Annotated in this window: 16 protein-coding genes; 14 read left to right on the top strand and 2 right to left on the bottom strand. The window is 37.7% G+C overall.

Annotated elements, in window-relative coordinates:
• The first annotated feature begins 67 nt into the window (after positions 1 to 67).
• The 7 genes from AB1284_RS18090 to AB1284_RS18060 all read left to right on the top strand — a co-directional run bounded on the left by AB1284_RS18090 (position 68) and on the right by AB1284_RS18060 (position 7374).
• Complete coding sequence (locus AB1284_RS18090; protein WP_429753610.1) at positions 68 to 1324, top strand: NAD(P)-dependent malic enzyme; 1257 nt, start codon at positions 68 to 70, stop codon at positions 1322 to 1324.
• A 14-nt stretch (positions 1325 to 1338) separates the two neighbouring features.
• Positions 1339 to 1974 carry a FadR/GntR family transcriptional regulator gene (locus AB1284_RS18085; RefSeq protein ID WP_429753611.1) on the top strand — a complete coding sequence of 212 codons (636 nt, stop codon included), beginning with the start codon at positions 1339 to 1341 and terminating at the stop codon, positions 1972 to 1974.
• Between the two features lie 205 nt (positions 1975 to 2179).
• On the top strand, positions 2180 to 3049 hold the full coding sequence (gene accD, locus AB1284_RS18080; RefSeq protein ID WP_154711960.1) for an acetyl-CoA carboxylase, carboxyltransferase subunit beta: 870 nt from the start codon (positions 2180 to 2182) through the stop codon (positions 3047 to 3049).
• Positions 3037 to 4011, top strand: coding sequence for an acetyl-CoA carboxylase carboxyl transferase subunit alpha (gene accA, locus AB1284_RS18075; RefSeq protein ID WP_429753612.1), 975 nt, complete (start codon positions 3037 to 3039; stop codon positions 4009 to 4011). Before accD ends, accA begins: the two co-directional genes overlap by 13 nt.
• Positions 4012 to 4140: 129 nt before the next feature.
• Positions 4141 to 5100 (top strand): 6-phosphofructokinase, encoded by a 960-nt coding sequence (pfkA, locus tag AB1284_RS18070; RefSeq protein ID WP_429753613.1) that lies wholly within the window; start codon positions 4141 to 4143, stop codon positions 5098 to 5100.
• A gap of 54 nt (positions 5101 to 5154) precedes the next feature.
• Complete coding sequence (gene pyk / locus AB1284_RS18065) at positions 5155 to 6912, top strand: pyruvate kinase (RefSeq protein WP_429753614.1); 1758 nt, start codon at positions 5155 to 5157, stop codon at positions 6910 to 6912.
• Positions 6913 to 6984: 72 nt separating this feature from the next.
• Positions 6985 to 7374 (top strand): FxsA family protein, encoded by a 390-nt coding sequence (locus AB1284_RS18060; RefSeq protein ID WP_429753615.1) that lies wholly within the window; start codon positions 6985 to 6987, stop codon positions 7372 to 7374.
• A 308-nt stretch (positions 7375 to 7682) separates the two neighbouring features.
• Here AB1284_RS18060 and ytvI read toward each other — a convergent pair whose 3' ends face one another.
• Positions 7683 to 8789 carry a sporulation integral membrane protein YtvI gene (gene ytvI / locus AB1284_RS18055; RefSeq protein ID WP_429753616.1) on the bottom strand — a complete coding sequence of 369 codons (1107 nt, stop codon included), beginning with the start codon at positions 8787 to 8789 and terminating at the stop codon, positions 7683 to 7685.
• 341 nt (positions 8790 to 9130) lie between these two features.
• On the opposite strand from ytvI, the gene AB1284_RS18050 reads away from it, so the two are divergent.
• The 5 genes from AB1284_RS18050 to AB1284_RS18030 all read left to right on the top strand — a co-directional run bounded on the left by AB1284_RS18050 (position 9131) and on the right by AB1284_RS18030 (position 14204).
• Positions 9131 to 9592 (top strand): DUF441 domain-containing protein, encoded by a 462-nt coding sequence (locus AB1284_RS18050; protein WP_429753617.1) that lies wholly within the window; start codon positions 9131 to 9133, stop codon positions 9590 to 9592.
• A gap of 428 nt (positions 9593 to 10020) precedes the next feature.
• The gene (gene citZ / locus AB1284_RS18045; RefSeq protein ID WP_429753618.1) at positions 10021 to 11139 is read left to right on the top strand and encodes a citrate synthase; all 1119 of its coding nucleotides are present in this window, start codon (positions 10021 to 10023) and stop codon (positions 11137 to 11139) included.
• A gap of 132 nt (positions 11140 to 11271) precedes the next feature.
• Positions 11272 to 12564 (top strand): NADP-dependent isocitrate dehydrogenase, encoded by a 1293-nt coding sequence (gene icd / locus AB1284_RS18040; RefSeq protein WP_429753619.1) that lies wholly within the window; start codon positions 11272 to 11274, stop codon positions 12562 to 12564.
• A 20-nt stretch (positions 12565 to 12584) separates the two neighbouring features.
• Positions 12585 to 13523, top strand: coding sequence for a malate dehydrogenase (gene mdh / locus AB1284_RS18035; RefSeq protein WP_429753620.1), 939 nt, complete (start codon positions 12585 to 12587; stop codon positions 13521 to 13523).
• 207 nt (positions 13524 to 13730) lie between these two features.
• Complete coding sequence (locus AB1284_RS18030) at positions 13731 to 14204, top strand: MaoC/PaaZ C-terminal domain-containing protein (protein ID WP_429753621.1); 474 nt, start codon at positions 13731 to 13733, stop codon at positions 14202 to 14204.
• An 87-nt stretch (positions 14205 to 14291) separates the two neighbouring features.
• Here AB1284_RS18030 and AB1284_RS18025 read toward each other — a convergent pair whose 3' ends face one another.
• A complete protein-coding gene (locus AB1284_RS18025) occupies positions 14292 to 14615 on the bottom strand; it encodes a YnfA family protein (RefSeq protein ID WP_429753622.1) in 324 nt (107 codons plus the stop codon).
• Between the two features lie 255 nt (positions 14616 to 14870).
• On the opposite strand from AB1284_RS18025, the gene AB1284_RS18020 reads away from it, so the two are divergent.
• Positions 14871 to 15587, top strand: coding sequence for a response regulator (locus AB1284_RS18020; protein WP_429753623.1), 717 nt, complete (start codon positions 14871 to 14873; stop codon positions 15585 to 15587).
• On the top strand, positions 15580 to 17340 hold the full coding sequence (pnpS, locus tag AB1284_RS18015; protein ID WP_429753624.1) for a two-component system histidine kinase PnpS: 1761 nt from the start codon (positions 15580 to 15582) through the stop codon (positions 17338 to 17340). The genes AB1284_RS18020 and pnpS overlap by 8 nt, the downstream gene beginning before the upstream one ends.
• The last annotated feature ends 258 nt before the right edge of the window (positions 17341 to 17598 follow it).

Below are 17598 nucleotides of genomic sequence, written 5' to 3'. Positions count from 1 at the left end.
TATAGTAGTAATAGCGTTCGTGGTCAGACCACCTTGGAGAATGAATAACGCTATGCAGTAAGAACATATGAGGAGAGTGGATCGTTTGTCAACACTTCGTGAAGAAGCACTTCACATGCATAGAGTGCATCAAGGAAAATTAGAAACAGTATCAAAAGTAAAGGTAGAAAATGCAAAAGATTTAAGTCTTGCGTATTCTCCAGGGGTTGCAGAACCATGTAAAGTTATTTATGACGATAAAAGCAAGGTATACGAATATACAATGAAGGGCAATATGGTAGCAGTTGTAACAGATGGAACGGCTGTATTAGGTCTTGGAAATATTGGACCGGAAGCATCACTTCCTGTTATGGAAGGTAAAGCTGTATTATTTAAGAGCTTTGCTGGCGTAGATGCATTTCCAATTGCTTTAAATACAAATGATGTAGATAAGATTGTTGAAACTGTAAAATTAATGGAGCCAACTTTTGGCGGCGTAAACTTAGAAGATATTGCAGCGCCAAACTGCTTTATTATTGAAGAGCGTTTAAAGAAAGAAACAAATATTCCTATATTCCACGATGATCAGCACGGTACAGCAATTGTAACAGTAGCAGGTCTTGTGAATGCATTAAAGCTAGTTGGAAAGAAAATGTCTGATATTAAAGTTGTTGCAAATGGTGCCGGAGCAGCTGGTATTGCGATTATTAAACTTTTATATCGCTACGGTGTACGCGACATTATTATGTGTGATACGAAAGGTGCGATTTTTGAAGGTCGTCCTGTTGGTATGAACCCTGTGAAAAATGAAGTTGCAAAATATACAAATAAAAATCGTATAGAAGGTTCATTAGCAGACGTAATTCAAGGTGCAGATGTTTTCATCGGTGTATCTGCGGAAGGTGCATTAACAGAAGAAATGGTTCGCTCTATGAATGAAGATGCAATTATCTTTGCAATGGCGAATCCAAATCCAGAAATTATGCCGGAAATTGCAAAAGCAGCTGGAGCAGCAGTTGTAGGTACAGGTCGTTCGGACTTCCCAAACCAAGTAAATAACGTACTAGCTTTTCCTGGTATTTTCCGCGGTGCCCTGGACGTACATGCAACGCAAATTAATGAAGAAATGAAGATTGCAGCAGTACGAGCAATTGCTGAGCTTGTATCAGCTGAAGAACTAAATGCAGATTATATTATTCCAGCTCCATTCGATGTGCGCGTAGCACCGCAAGTGGCAGCGTATGTAGCGAAAGCTGCAATGGAAACAGGTGTTGCTCGCCGTCAAGTCGATCCGAATGAAGTAGCTGAGAAAACAAGAGAACTAGCGATTATCGGTAAAGAATAAGCGAGGAGTGTCCATTGACATCATCACAAACAAAAGTATACCTGGAAATAGTGAAAAAAATCCGTTCTATTATAAAAGAGGACGGATTAGAAGCAGGTAATCGCCTGCCATCTGAACGAGAGCTAAGCGCGCGTTTAAATGTTGGTCGTTCCTCTGTTCGTGAAGCGCTTAGAGCGCTGGAATTGGTTGGCTTAATTGAAACGCGGCGCGGTGAAGGGACGTTCATTCGAAATTTTTATGAAAATGGTCTTGTGCAATTAATTGCACCGTTCGTATTACAAGATGAAAAAACGCGGCAAGATTTGTTACAAATGAAAGAGTTGCTTGAGAAAGATGCGATTCGTGTTTTATGTCAAATGCAGACAGAAGACAGCTTAAAGGCACTTAAGGTGACTTTTTCTGATGAACAGTCATCTATCGCTGAATTTCATCAAACCTTTTTAAAAACGCTTGTAGAGCAAGTAGATAATTTTTTAATGTATCGTGTTTGGATGATTGTACATGACTACGCTTCGACGCTTTCTTGCGATGTTCATTTAAACGCGAGAGAATTGCATGAAAAGCTATATAAAGCCTTAGAGAATAAGCAGGAACAAACAGCAATAGAGCTTTATGATGCAATCAAAGAGAACATACAGTTTCATTTGTAATTCTATACATCTATACAAAATTTGTCGAAATGACCATGACACGTTCTGACAAACATTCTGCCAGACAACGTTTAAAGTTAAACGTAAAGAGATGGGTTATAAGACAAATTGAGAAAACAAGGCTAACACTTATTGACGTAGGTGTTAGCCACATTTTCTTACTCGTTAACCTTAGCTCTTTTATCACCTAAAGGAGGGTCAAACTTTGCTACGAGATTTATTCCAAAAGAAGAAAAAATATGCTGCAATTCCTTCAGAGCAAGTAAGAAGAGATGTACCGGACGGCGTCATGACAAAATGTCCGAAATGCAAAAAGATCATGTATACGAAAGAACTTCTGAAGAATTTAAAAGTATGTGTTAACTGTGGGTATCATCATCCGATGAACGCATGGGAGCGTCTTGAAAGTTTGTTAGATGAAAATTCATTTCGTGAATATGACAAAGAAATGATTTCGGCAAACCCACTTCACTTCCCTGATTACGAGGAGAAACTTGAGGGCGATCGTAAAAAAACTGGATTAAACGAAGCAGTTGTGACAGGAGAAGGAACAATCGAGAATATGCTCGTTGTTGTTGCGGTTATGGATTCAAGGTTTCGAATGGGAAGCATGGGCTCTGTTGTAGGTGAAAAAATTGCGCGTGCTGTTGAAAAAGCACATGAAATGAAAGTGCCGTTTCTTATTTTTACCGCATCAGGCGGAGCTCGTATGCAAGAGGGTATTTTAAGTTTAATGCAAATGGCGAAAACAAGTGTTGCTTTGAAAAAGCATAGCAATGCAGGTGGTTTATTCATTTCTATTATGACGCATCCAACAACGGGCGGAGTTTCCGCGAGTTTTGCTTCACTTGGTGACTACAATTTAGCAGAACCAGGCGCTTTAATTGGATTTGCAGGTCGTCGCGTAATTGAACAGACTGTTCGTGAAAAATTGCCGGAGGACTTCCAAACGGCAGAGTTCTTATTGGAACATGGACAATTAGATGCAGTTGTGCACCGTAATGATATGAGAGATACACTCCGCAAGATTTTAGAAGTTCATCAAGGGGAGGAAGTGGCGTCATGGCAGAACTAGAATTTGAAAAGCCAGTTGTTGAGCTGAAAAATAAGATTCGTGAATTAAAAGAGTATACGAAAAACAGCCAAATGGACTTCGGTGAAGAAATCCGTATTTTGGAAGAGAAGTTAGAGCATTTAGAGGAAGAAATATACGGCAATATGAAAGTATGGGACCGTGTTCAAATTGCTCGTCATGCCGAAAGACCGACAACGCTTGATTATATTGAGCACTTATTTACCGATTTTTTTGAATGTCATGGAGATCGCCTATTTGGTGATGATGCAGCGATTGTCGGCGGTATAGCGAAATATAATGGAATGCCTGTAACGGTAATTGGCCATCAGCGCGGAAAAGATACGAAAGAAAATATTCGCCGAAATTTCGGAATGCCTCACCCAGAAGGTTATCGCAAAGCATTGCGCCTTATGAAGCAAGCGGAGAAGTTTAATCGCCCAATCATCTGTTTCATTGATACGAAAGGGGCTTATCCTGGTAAAGCAGCTGAAGAACGTGGTCAAAGTGAAGCCATTGCTCGTAATTTATTTGAAATGGCAGGTTTAACTGTACCTGTTATTTGTGTTGTTATTGGTGAAGGTGGTAGCGGCGGTGCGTTAGGTCTTGGCGTAGGAGATTACATTCATATGCTAGAAAATTCCACTTATTCTGTTATTACTCCAGAGGGTGCGGCTGCGATTCTTTGGAAAGATGCAGGAAAAGCAAAAGAAGCTGCTGAAGCGATGAAAATTACGGCGGCGGACTTGAAAGAACTGGGTGTAATTGATGAAATGATTCCAGAAGCTCGCGGCGGTGCGCACCGCAACGTTAAAGAACAAGCTGAATATATAAACCGTACCTTACAAAAAACATTCCAACAATTAGAAGGTGTTTCGAAAGAGGAACTGGTTGAAAATCGTTACACAAAATATATGAAAATTGGGCAAGTTTCGTTTTCAAACGCTTCCATTGGGGTAAAATAGAAAAGGCGTGCGTTCCATCTCGCGAATGCACGTTTTTCTTATGAAAAAGACACATCTTCTCCATTGTCATTTTATCTTTCTTCATGTTATTTTAATATAAGGCAAATAATCTTTATGAGGTGAGTACTAATGAAACGTATTGGTGTGTTAACAAGTGGTGGAGATTCCCCTGGTATGAACGCTGCCATTCGTGCGGTTGTACGTAAAGCAATGTACCATGATCTAGAAGTGTATGGTATATATCATGGATACGCAGGGTTAATTTCTGGTCATATTGAAAAATTAGAGTTAGGTTCTGTAGGCGATATTATCCACCGCGGTGGAACGAAATTATATACAGCGAGATGCCCTGAGTTCAAAGAACTAGAAGGGCAATTAAAAGGAATTGAACAATTAAAGAAATTTGGTATTGAAGGACTTGTTGTTATTGGTGGAGATGGTTCTTACCAAGGTGCGAAAAAATTAACAGAGCATGGTTTTCCATGTGTAGGTGTACCTGGCACAATTGATAATGATATTCCTGGTACTGATTTTACAATTGGCTTTGATACAGCTTTAAACACTGTTATTGATGCAATTGATAAAATTCGTGATACAGCTACATCTCATGAACGTACATATGTAATTGAAGTAATGGGTCGTCATGCGGGAGATATTGCGTTATGGGCTGGTTTAGCAGACGGTGCAGAAACAATTTTAATTCCGGAAGCAGACTATGACATGGATGATGTAATTGCTCGTCTAAAACGCGGTAGTGAACGCGGTAAGAAACATAGTATTATCGTTGTAGCTGAAGGTGTTGGCAGTGCGATTGAAATCGGTAAACAAATTGAAGAAGCAACACAATTTGATACACGTGTTACAGTATTAGGTCACGTACAGCGCGGAGGATCTCCAAGTGCGATGGACCGTGTATTAGCAAGTCGTCTTGGTGCAAGAGCAGTTGAGCTTCTATTAGAAGGAAAAGGCGGCCGCTGCGTAGGTATTCAAAACAACCAACTTGTTGATCATGATATTATTGAAGCGTTAGCACAAAAACATCAACTTGATTTAGATGTGTATCAATTATCAAAAGAGTTATCCATCTAATTGGCGTAGTGTCGGATTGGTGGTAACGTTTTCATAAATATTTGGAGGTGCGTTATGCGCAAAACTAAAATTGTATGTACAATTGGTCCTGCTAGTGAAAGTATTGAAAAATTAGAACAATTAATCGGAGCGGGTATGAACGTTTGTCGTTTAAACTTCTCTCACGGTAGCCATGAAGAGCACGGATCACGTATTAAAAGCATTCGTGAAGCTGCGAAGAAAACTGGTAAAACTGTAGCAATCTTACTTGATACAAAAGGTCCAGAAATTCGTACACATGATTTTGTAGATGGACAAGCTGAACTAAAAACAGGTGCAGAAGTTGTTATTTCTACAGAACAAGTATTAGGAACTGCTGAAAAGTTCTCTGTAACTTATGCGGGACTTTATGATGATGTAGATACAGGTTCTCGTATTCTAATCGATGATGGTCTTATTGAGTTAGAGGTAATTGAAAAGGCAAACGGGGATATCCGCACAAAAGTATTGAATAGCGGTACTGTAAAAAATAAAAAGGGTGTAAACGTACCAAACGTAAGCATCAAGCTTCCTGGTATTACAGAAAAAGACATTCAAGATATCATCTTCGGTATCGAGCAAAATGTTGACTTTATCGCAGCTTCTTTCGTACGTAAAGCATCTGACGTATTAGAAATTCGTGAATTATTAGAAGCGCACGGAGCGCAACATATTCAAATCATTCCAAAAATCGAGAATCAAGAAGGTATCGATAATATCGACTCTATCCTAGAAGTTTCTGACGGTTTAATGGTAGCGCGCGGTGACATGGGTGTAGAAATTCCACCAGAAGAAGTACCGTTAGTACAAAAGCGTCTAATCAAAAAATGTAACGTACTAGGTAAACCAGTTATTACTGCAACGCAAATGTTAGATTCTATGCAACGTAACCCTCGCCCGACACGCGCGGAAGCAAGTGACGTAGCAAACGCTATTTTTGATGGCACAGATGCAATCATGCTTTCTGGTGAAACAGCGGCAGGTTTATACCCGCTTGAAGCGGTACAAATGATGGCAAACATCGCAATTCGTGTTGAGAAATCATTGCAATATGAAGACATGTTCAAAAAACGTCTTAAAGAGCAATCTTGTACAATTACAGATGCGATTAGTCAATCTGTTGCACATACGGCAATGGCACTTGATGTAGCGGCAATCGTAGCTCCGACAGAAAGTGGCTATACTGCGAAAATGATTTCTAAATATCGTCCAAAATCTCCAATCGTAGCAGTAACATCTAATGAACAAGTATGCCGCCGTCTTGCGCTTGCTTGGGGTGTACAAGCATATATGGCAGAGGAAAAGGCAAAATCTACAGATGAAATGTTAGAAACTGCTATTGAAACAGCTATGGATTCAGGTATGGTTGGTCTTGGTGATACAGTTGTTATTACTGCTGGTGTACCAATTGCTGAAACTGGCACAACAAACTTAATGAAAATTCATGTTGTTGGCGAACAAATTGCTAAAGGACAAGGAATTGGCCGTAAAACAGCAAAAGGTAAAGTTGTTGTAGCGACAACGGCTGAAGAAGCATTAGCAAACGTAACAGAAGGTTCTATTCTTGTTACAACAAGCACTGACAAAGATATGATTCCTGCAATTGAAAAAGCTGCGGCTCTAGTTGTAGAGGAAGGCGGCTTAACAAGCCATGCGGCGGTTGTTGGTGTATCAATTGGTATTCCAGTTATCGTTGGTGTAGAAACTGCGACTGCTATCCTAAAAAGTGGTCAAGAAGTAACAGTTGATGCAGCGCGTGGAATTGTATATAATGGACATGCGGAAGTGCTATAAGAAATAATATGTAGGGAAGGATGGAAATCCTTCTCTTTTTTTTACACAATTTGAAAACATGAGGTGAGAGGAATGAAGATATTTCTCTTTTTATTTATTTTAATTCCAGCGTTAGAAGTTACAGTGTTAATTGGATCGAGTCGATGGATTGGGTTGTGGCCGACGTTTTGTGTGATTGTAATAATGAGTATTATGGGAGCATATATAGCGAAACGGCAAGGAGTAGCAGTTTGGAGAGAGATTCGGTATCGGTTAAGTAGAGGTGAAATTCCCGGCGATGCTGTATTAGATGCGATTTGCATTTTTGCAGGCGGTATACTTCTAGTGATTCCAGGGTATATAACAGACTGTATAGGATTGATGTTATTGATTCCGATAGCGAGAAAACCGGTGAAATATATGATAATCAAATGGATGGAACGAAAAATAAACCGAAATAACACTATTATTGTGCAAAAATAACACTTGAAAGAGGAAACTCTTCAAGTGTTATTTTTTTGTCGAAAATACAAATGAATAAATATTCATTTGTTGAAAAAGAGAGAAAAGGATTGTATTTTTATTCATTTTGGTAAATAAAAAAACAAGGAGAAAATTCTCCTTGTTTTTAGCTGATTTTTCTATTGATGAAAATCTACTTTATACCAATCGTTAGAGCTTTACCCCGCCGGTATGTTTGGGTGTTTCGTGAAGTGAAACCGCCCGTAAGAGCCCGATTGGCTCAACTAATCCTCAGCAAGGGCAAATAATTGCTGAGGATTAGTTGAGCTTTACCCTTTTATAAACTTCCAAAGATCTTTAAATACATTTGCTTTATGTAATGTATTTAATAACACGAGTGTTACAGGACCGATAATGAGTCCTAAAAAACCAAATAATTTAAATCCGATAAATAAAGAAAATAATGTTGGAAGTGGATCAAGTCCGATGTTAGATGATAATACCTTTGGTTCCATTAATTGTCGTTGCACAATGACAACGATATATAAAATGAGTAACCCAAGTGCGAAAGCGGTGTCTCCTGTAAAGAATACGTAAATAATCCATGGAACGAAAACAGTCCCTGTTCCTAGGTATGGAAGTAAATCAACAACTCCTGTAATAAGGGCGATAGTAATGGCGTATGGTACACGCAAAATTAATAGACCTATTAGAACGATAATGGTCGTCATTGATATAAGTGTAAATTGAGCCTTTATAAATCCAAACAAAGCTTTGCGCAAATCAACAAAAATTGTTTTTCCATAGCCATGTAACCTATTTGGCAATAATTTTTCAATTTTACGAGCAAGACGGTGCCAATCAAAGCTAATAAAGAAAGTGGCTAATAAGACGAATACAAGAACAGTTAACATAGTCGGAAGAGCACTGATGAAATTTGTTAATCCACTTATTATGGCTGTCAAAATAGTTTTCATTTGCTGCGTTGCTTCTGTACCAAGGTTTTGAATGTTTGTTGTAATCGTACTTTGTTGTGTTGCCCCAAGGTGATTGAATTTTGCAATTAAATCGTTATAGAGCGGCATAATGTTAGTGAGTGCAAATTCTTGCAGATACTGAACAATAGCCGGAAATTTGTCCGGTACAATTTGTAATAAGTAAGTTGTTGCAGAAATCGCTTCTGTTACAAGATACGTAACGAGTCCAACAATGGCTCCAAATACAAGGATAAGGCTAATAAATACAGACAAAGCACGAGGAAATCGTAGTTTTTGATCGAGAAAGTTTACAACTGGATTGATCATATATGCAATTGCAAAAGCGATAATAAATGGGTATACAAGACCTGCTATATATACGAGTGCGTATATTCCAAATATAGCTGCTGCAATGACAAATAGAAGTCGAAGTGCCATATAAAGTGAATGTCGATTCAAAGGTCTTTCCCCCTTTGCAAAATATGTTTCGTAAGAGCTAAGGTTGTGTAAGTATTCACTTATCAAATGATGAGATGCTTTGATGCACCTTCTGTAAATGGTATGATATTGTATGGGTTTTTCTCTTTTTATTTTACCTTTTTCTTGTAAGAAAGAAAAGGGAAGCAACTTCTTTTTGGGCGTAAGTGGAAACGATTCTCTATTCTCTGAATAAATTCCTCTTTTTTCAGAGAAAGCAAAGAAAATAGGTGGAGATGAAAAAACTCCAATGATGGAAGTTACACTTTATTAAAGGGATATGTTCGAGAGCACTTCATTATTTTCAGAAAGGATGAGGCATCATGATTAGTCAATCAACTTTATTTTTATTCATACTTCTTCTCATTGGATTTATCGCAAAAAATCAATCTTTAACAGTAGCGGTTGGCGTTTTATTGTTGATGAAATGGACGTTCTTAGGAGATAAAATGTTCCCTTATCTTCAAACGAAAGGAATTAACCTTGGGGTTACCATTATAACGATTGCGGTTCTTGTGCCGATTGCGACAGGAGAAATTGGTTTTAAGCAACTTGTAGAGGCGACGAAATCTTATTATGCTTGGATTGCTCTTGCTTCTGGTGTTGCTGTAGCACTTCTTGCGAAAGGCGGTGTACAGCTTTTAGCGAGTGATCCGTATATTACGACAGCTCTTGTGTTTGGAACAATTATTTCGGTAGCACTATTTAATGGAGTGGCGGTGGGACCGTTAATTGGAGCTGGAATTGCATATGCTGCGATGAGTATTATACAGCTATTTAAATAAAAAAATTTATTGTAATATAAATTTTTTGAATTCTTTCCATTCACAAAAGTCAGATAATTGTTTATAATAGATTCATGGAACTTTTTTGAGTTACATAACAGCATAGACCTACACCAGATAAAATAAAAACAACATAAAATAATTTGGCTAATATTGTTTTATGTTGTTTTTATATATAAGCTCTCCGAAATTATATTTCCTCACTATGTATCGTTTGTAGCGTGGGGAGGCGGGGAGAATCTCACGTCTATGCTAAAAAGCATGGAACGATAGATAGATGTAAATGCAGATTTGATTGTACTAGGGTGTATTTCGCTTGTTTCAGAGATGAACGGGTGCTCATTCATTTTCGTGAACAGCGGAAAGTACATTTTATTGAGACAAAGTATAAGGTTGGGGAGAAATTTCGTGGAAAAGGAGAGGTTATAATGACTGTTATTCGAGGTTTAGAAGGGGTAGTAGCAACAACATCATCTGTAAGTTCTATTATCGATGATACATTAACATATGTGGGATACAATATTGATGATTTAGCTGAAAATGCTACATTTGAAGAAGTTGTATACTTATTGTGGCATCGCAAGCTTCCGAATGAAGTGGAATTAGAAGAATTAAAAACACAATTATCCCAGCATGCAGGAGTGCCAGGGGAGATTTTAGAATATTTGAAAAACACGAACTTAAAAACAACACATCCAATGTCTGTTTTACGTACAGCGATTTCCATGCTATCATTATACGATGAGGACGCTGAATTAATGAATGCAGAGTCCAATTATTTGAAAGCGGTTAAATTACAGGCGAAAGTTTCAACTCTTGTTGCGGCATTTGCAAGAATCCGCAAGGGGTTAGATGTTGTTGAGCCTCGTAAAGATTTATCATTAGCTGCAAACTTTATATATATGTTAAATAATCGTGAGCCAAATGAAGTTGAAATTGAAGCATTTGATAAGGCGCTTGTACTTCATGCGGATCATGAATTAAATGCATCTACTTTTACAGCGCGTGTTTGTGTAGCTACACTTTCCGATGTGTATTCCGGTATTACAGCAGCAATTGGTGCTTTAAAAGGACCACTTCATGGCGGAGCAAATGAAAATGTAATGAAGATGCTAATGGAAATCGGTGAAGAAGAAAACGTAGAATCATATATTGATAATGCATTTGCGAATAAAGTGAAAATTATGGGCTTTGGACATCGCGTATACCGCAATGGTGATCCACGTGCAAAACACTTACGTGAAATGTCTAAGCGTTTATGCGTGCTAACAGGGCAAGATAAGTGGTATAATATGTCCATTAAAATTGAGGAGCTTGTAACTTCAGCAAAACAGCTTCCGCCAAATGTAGATTTTTATTCTGCATCTGTGTACCATTGCTTAGGAATTGATCATGATTTATTTACACCAATCTTTGCAATCAGCCGTATGTCTGGTTGGTTAGCTCATATTCTAGAACAATATGAAAATAACCGTCTCATTCGTCCGCGTGCAGATTATAATGGTCCGATTAACCAACGTTATGTACCAATCGGTCAAAGAGCGTAATGCGCTTTCAAGAATCTGATTTTTTCGCAAAGAAACAATGATTGGAATATTTAAACTTAATTTATGGTTTGAACTGAGGGGATTATCCCTCAGTTTCATACATATGAAATTTCAAACATGGGGGTAATCGCAGTGACTACAGGAGAAAAAATTACCGTAACTAATGGTGTTATGAATGTACCAAACAACCCAATCATTCCTTTTATTGAAGGAGATGGAATTGGACCAGACATTTGGGAAGCAGCATCTCGCGTATTAGAGGCGGCTGTTGAAAAAGCATATAATGGTGAAAAGAAAATTGTTTGGAAAGAAGTTCTTGCTGGGGAAAAAGCATTTAATCAAACAGGTGAGTGGTTACCAGAAGAAACGTTAGAATTGATTCGCGAATATTTAATCGCAATTAAAGGGCCATTAACAACTCCTGTTGGTGGTGGCATTCGTTCTTTAAACGTAGCGCTTCGTCAAGAACTAGACTTATACGTATGTTTACGTCCTGTTCGCTATTTTGATGGTGTTCCTTCTCCTATCAAGCGTCCGGAAGATACTGATATGGTTATTTTCCGCGAGAATACAGAGGACATCTACGCTGGTATTGAATATGCACAAGGTTCTGAAGAAGTTCAAAAGCTTCTTGCGTTTTTACAAAATGAAATGGGCGTGAAGAAAATCCGTTTCCCAGAAACTTCTGGACTTGGGATTAAGCCAATTTCTGAAGAAGGTACAAAGCGTCTTGTTCGCGCTGCGATTCAATATGCAATTAATGAAAAACGTTCTTCTGTTACATTAGTTCATAAAGGTAACATTATGAAGTTTACAGAAGGTGCATTTAAAAACTGGGGTTATGAAGTAGCAGAAAAAGAATTTGGCGACAAAGTATTTACTTGGGCTGAATATGATCGAATTGTTGAGAAAGAAGGAAAAGATGCTGCGAATAAAGCGATGTCAGACGCAGAAGCGGCTGGAAAGATCATCGTAAAAGATTCAATTGCAGATATTTTCTTACAACAAATCTTGACGCGTCCACGCGAGTTCGACGTTGTAGCAACGATGAACTTAAATGGCGATTATATTTCTGATGCTCTTGCAGCGCAAGTTGGCGGCATCGGTATTGCACCTGGTGCTAACATTAACTATGTTACTGGACATGCTATTTTTGAAGCGACACATGGTACAGCTCCAAAATATGCAGGTTTAGATAAAGTAAATCCATCTTCAGTTCTTCTTTCAGGAGTATTAATGTTAGAACATTTAGGATGGAATGAAGCAGCGAAATTAATTACTAATTCTGTAGAAAAAACGATTGCTTCAAAAGTGGTAACATATGACTTCGCACGCCTTATGGAAGGTGCAACTGAAGTAAAATGTTCCGAATTTGCTGACGCTCTTATTAACAATATGGACGTAGCGGTTATTAAAAACGCATAATTCAAAGTGGGGGAGAAATTATGACAATCAAACGCAAAAAAGTTTCAGTCATCGGTGCGGGATTTACAGGGGCAACAACAGCATTCTTATTAGCGCAAAAAGAATTAGCAGACGTTGTATTAGTGGACATTCCACAACTTGAAAATCCAACAAGAGGGAAAGCGTTAGATATGTTAGAAGCAAGCCCTGTACAAGGTTTCGATGCTAACATCATCGGCACATCTGATTACGCAGATACAGCTGATTCTGATGTTGTAATTATTACGGCAGGTATTGCTCGTAAGCCAGGTATGAGCCGTGATGATTTAGTGGCAACAAACTCTAAAATTATGAAAAGTGTAACGCGAGAAATTGCGAAATATTCTCCAAATACAATTATTGTTGTATTAACAAATCCTGTTGATGCAATGACATATTCAGTATTTAAAGAAGCTGGATTCCCGAAAGAACGCGTTATCGGTCAATCTGGTGTATTAGATACAGCTCGTTTCCGTACATTTATTGCACAAGAATTAAATTTATCTGTGAAAGATATTACGGGATTTGTTCTTGGTGGACACGGTGATGAAATGGTACCGCTTGTTCGTTATTCTTACGCAGGTGGTATTCCGCTTGAAACATTAATTCCGAAAGAACGCTTAGAGGCAATTGTTGAACGCACTCGTAAAGGCGGCGGTGAAATTGTAAATCTATTAGGAAACGGTAGTGCATACTACGCACCAGCTGCTTCTTTAGTAGAGATGGCAGAAGCTATCTTAAAAGACCAACGCCGCGTATTGCCAGCTATTGCATACCTTGAAGGTGAATATGGCTATAGCGATCTTTACTTGGGTGTTCCAGTTATCCTTGGCGGTAACGGAATTGAAAAGATTATTGAATTGGATCTTCTTCCAGAAGAAAAAGAAGGATTAGATCGTTCTGTAGAATCTGTACGCAGTGTAATGAAAGTTCTTGCATAAGAAAAGAAAGAAAAAGATTCGGGGCTCCCGAATCTTTTTCCACTATTAGAGGAATATTTTTGTAAAATAATTTGGAAGCGTTATCAAATAGGTATCCTACAATATAAAATACAGATTTGTAGTGAATGTACTCTCATTGTTATAAAGATTCGTATAATATACCACTTCGAGTAGGATAATTTAAATATCGATCGGAGGGATTGTATCATGTTAAAAAAGAAAAGCAAATTAGGTCGTAAAATGGATGAAATTACAGTAGGAGAAAAGTTATCCGTTACAGAGAAAATAGAAGACAAAGATTTGTTATTATATTTAGGATTAACGAATGATTCAAATCCGTTATATATTCAGCATGATTATGCATCCCAAACTCCGTATGAAAAACCAATTGTACCAAGCATTATGTTAACGGGGATTGTTACAACCGCAGTTACAAAATACTTACCTGGCCCAGGAAGTCATGTTGTAAGACAAGAAATTGAATTTTTAAAGCCTGTATACCATTATGCAACGTTGCAAATTCATTTTGAGGTTGTTTCCGTCTACAAAGAAGATCATTTAATTGAAATGCAAATGTTTGCGTACAATGAGAAAGAAGAAAAAGTGATGAAAGGTTTGCTAGCAGTAACACCGCCGCATCATTTAACAACGATATTTGAAAGAGCGCTTGATAATTTCTGATAAAAAAACAGGTGATGTGATGTCACCTGTTTTTTTATCCCGCTATTTGCGGGCAGTGAGAATTCGATTAGAGTATTAAAGAGTATCTTATCCGCGTGGCCATAACATAATAAACACGCCAACGATACAAACTAAGGCTCCGCCCCAATCGAATAGGTCGGGTGTTTTTTTATCAATCCACCAGCTCCATAATATACTCATTACAATAAATACGCCGCCATAAGCTGCATATACTCTTCCAAAGCTTGAGAATACTTGGAATGTAGCGATGACCCCATATAAAAATAGAATTACTCCTCCGATGATGCCGATTCCAATAGAACTGCCTTCGCGTAGCCATTTCCAAATGAGATAACCACCGCTAATTTCAGCTAGACCTGCAAGAAAAAAGATAATAAATGCTTTTAACATAAGGGCCCTTTCTGTAAAAATGTATTTTGTTGTATAAAGGTAACATAAACTGGAGCGTAAGTCAGTGGGGGTTTCATTTTCTACTGATGGTTAGTTAAACTAATCGGAGTCTTACAGGGTGTTAATGCGGGATAAACTCTTATTTTTCAAAGAACAATTTTATTGAGAGGGGTTTTGTTTTCTAGTATGATGGAAATGTCGGGGAAGAATACTAGGGTGAAGAATGTTTAAGAGTCTATAACCTGGAGGAAAAGAATGAGTAATCGAATTTTAGTCGTAGACGATGAGGAGTTTATCTTAACTTTAATCGAATTTAATCTGCAGCAAGCAGGGTTTGAAGTCATAACAGCGATGGATGGAGAAACAGCGCTGAATAAAGCGCAGACGGAACGCCCGGATCTGATTATATTAGATTTAATGCTTCCAAAAATGGATGGAATGGAAGTTTGTAAAGAACTGCGCCTGCAGCGTATTATGACACCTATTTTAATGTTAACAGCAAAAGATGATGAATTTGATAAAGTGTTAGGCCTTGAACTTGGAGCGGATGACTATATGACAAAGCCGTTTAGCCCAAGAGAAGTAGTTGCGCGTGTAAAGGCTATTTTGCGCCGTACGAAACTCCACGATGAACAAGTGCCGGAAGTAGAAGATGAAAATAGTATTATAATTGCTGAATTGAAAATTTTACCGGATTTTTACGAAGCATATTTCCAAGGGGAAAAGTTAGAACTTACACCAAAAGAATTTGAATTACTTGTATATTTAGCGAGACATAAAAGCCGCGTGTTAACTCGTGATCAGCTGCTAAGTGCTGTATGGAATTATGATTTTGCTGGGGATACGCGCATTGTTGATGTTCATATTAGTCACTTGCGAGATAAAATCGAAAAAAATACAAAAAAACCAACTTACATTAAAACAATCCGCGGATTAGGTTATAAATTGGAGGAGCCAAAAGGGGATGAATAAATTTCGCTCAAGGCTTCTCTTTACGTTTATTTCTCTAATTGTTCTTATTTTTGTAGGGACAGGATTATTACTTGAAAAAGTATTGGAAGGATTTTATGTCGATCACTTCCATGAGAGGTTGGAGAAAGAAACACAGTACGTTGCTTCTGTTGTTGAGACGGAAGGAATTGATAATGCCCTTAAGAAACCAAATGTATTTTTGAAATTTGAAGAGCAGTTTGGTGCATATGTAACGTTTGTAAATGAACAAAAACAAATTCAATATGAGACTGTAAACCAACAGGCGTTATCACGTAAAGAAGTGATAGAAGAACTTCTTCCAGAAGCAAGAAAACAAACGCATACAGTTGTGATGAAGGAAACAAAGGATGAACACCCGTATTACTATGCTATGTTTATCCAAGATGCACAAGGGAAGAAAGGGTATATTCTTATTAATGCTTCTATTGATTCCTTGAAAACTGTGCATCAAAAAACTTGGGGTATAGTAAGTCTTGGTTTTATCACTTCTTTCTTTATTATTCTATTTCTTGTTATGAGAATTACAGGGCAGTATATTAGACCGATTGAGTCTGTTACAAAAGTAGCGATTGAACTGGCGAAAGGAAATTATAAAGCACGTGCTTATGAAAGCCATTCAGATGAGACGGGAATGCTCAGCAAGGCAATTAATATTTTAGCACGTAATTTACAAGAGATGACGTTAGAGCAAGAAATGCAGCAAGATCGTCTGCATACACTCATTGAAAATATGGGAAGCGGTATGATTTTAATTGATAGCCGCGGTCATGTTAGTCTTGTCAATCGTTCTTATAAAGAGATTTTTCATGTAACAGACGAGGAGTATTTACATCGTTTATATTATGAGGCATTTACGCACAAAGAAATTGTCGAACTTGTAGAAGAAATTTTTATGACAGAGGTCAAAGTACGGAAGCAAATGTTGTTGCCTCTTGAAATTGAAAGAAAACACTTTGAAGTGTATGGTGCTCCAATTATTGGAACAAACCATGAATGGAAAGGGATTATACTTGTCTTTCATGATATTACGGAGCTTAAGAAACTTGAGCAAATGCGTAAAGACTTTTTGGCAAATGTGTCACATGAACTAAAAACGCCCATTACTTCTATTAAAGGATTTTCAGAAACATTGCTTGATGGAGCGATGGAAAATCAGCAATTTCTCGAGCATTTCTTACATATTATTTTGAAAGAAAGCGACCGAATGCAAATGTTAATTGAAGACTTACTAGATTTATCGAAAATTGAACAACAAGGATTTCGATTAAATATGGGAGTTGTCGACTTAAAAGGGTTATTAGAAGAAGTCGGTATGATATTAGAAAATAAAGCAAGTGATAAAGACATTCGTTTACATGTCGATGTGAATGAACATATCTCTGTCGTAGGAGATGCAGAACGATTGAAACAAGTCTTTATTAATTTAATGAATAATGCAATTTTATATACACCAGCAGGCGGGACTGTTTCTGTTAAACTTTCGTATGATAGTCAAAACGTATATATAAAGGTATCTGACACAGGGATTGGAATAGAAAAAGACGAAATCCCTCGTATTTTTGAGCGTTTTTACCGCGTTGATAAAGCGCGCAGTCGCAATACAGGTGGCACGGGACTTGGATTGTCTATTGTGAAACATTTAGTTGAAGCACATCATGGGATGATCACTGTAGAAAGTGCAATTGGGGTTGGAACGACTTTTACTGTTACCCTTCAAAAGTACAGTAAGTAGATATTTACATTATATTAACAATATCTTCATTTTATATTAATAAAGGTCTGTTACTATAATACATGAAAACCCCTTCATCCAAGGAGTAGTTTTGGACGAGAATAAGGAGACTTATTCTCGTCCCTTCCCTTTTTGTAATGATAGTTCTTCTTTTGAAATGTTTTCATGCGTGCTATGTTATACCGATATATATATGCTGTTATATTTTAAGAGTAAGAATGAACTCCACCTATATGATGCTGAATATAATTATGAGGA

It is taken from the genome of Bacillus sp. S2(2024) (assembly GCF_050474045.1).
Classification (GTDB): Bacteria; Bacillota; Bacilli; order Bacillales; family Bacillaceae_G; genus Bacillus_A; species Bacillus_A yunxiaonensis.
Note: the sequence above shows the minus strand (reverse complement) of the source record. Positions and strands in the feature narration are given on the sequence as shown.

Bases quoted from the DNA above. Each gene is read 5' to 3' on its own strand.
- AB1284_RS18090 (WP_429753610.1), top strand. From the start codon at position 68: ATGAGGAGAGTGGATCGTTTGTCAACACTTCGTGAAGAAGCACTTCAC.
- accA (WP_429753612.1), top strand. From the start codon at position 3,037: ATGGCAGAACTAGAATTTGAAAAGCCAGTTGTTGAGCTGAAAAATAAG.
- pfkA (WP_429753613.1), top strand. From the start codon at position 4,141: ATGAAACGTATTGGTGTGTTAACAAGTGGTGGAGATTCCCCTGGTATG.
- pyk (WP_429753614.1), top strand. From the start codon at position 5,155: ATGCGCAAAACTAAAATTGTATGTACAATTGGTCCTGCTAGTGAAAGT.
- AB1284_RS18060 (WP_429753615.1), top strand. From the start codon at position 6,985: ATGAAGATATTTCTCTTTTTATTTATTTTAATTCCAGCGTTAGAAGTT.
- AB1284_RS18050 (WP_429753617.1), top strand. From the start codon at position 9,131: ATGATTAGTCAATCAACTTTATTTTTATTCATACTTCTTCTCATTGGA.
- citZ (WP_429753618.1), top strand. From the start codon at position 10,021: ATGACTGTTATTCGAGGTTTAGAAGGGGTAGTAGCAACAACATCATCT.
- mdh (WP_429753620.1), top strand. From the start codon at position 12,585: ATGACAATCAAACGCAAAAAAGTTTCAGTCATCGGTGCGGGATTTACA.
- AB1284_RS18030 (WP_429753621.1), top strand. From the start codon at position 13,731: ATGTTAAAAAAGAAAAGCAAATTAGGTCGTAAAATGGATGAAATTACA.
- AB1284_RS18025 (WP_429753622.1), bottom strand. From the start codon at position 14,615: ATGTTAAAAGCATTTATTATCTTTTTTCTTGCAGGTCTAGCTGAAATT.
- AB1284_RS18020 (WP_429753623.1), top strand. From the start codon at position 14,871: ATGAGTAATCGAATTTTAGTCGTAGACGATGAGGAGTTTATCTTAACT.
- pnpS (WP_429753624.1), top strand. From the start codon at position 15,580: ATGAATAAATTTCGCTCAAGGCTTCTCTTTACGTTTATTTCTCTAATT.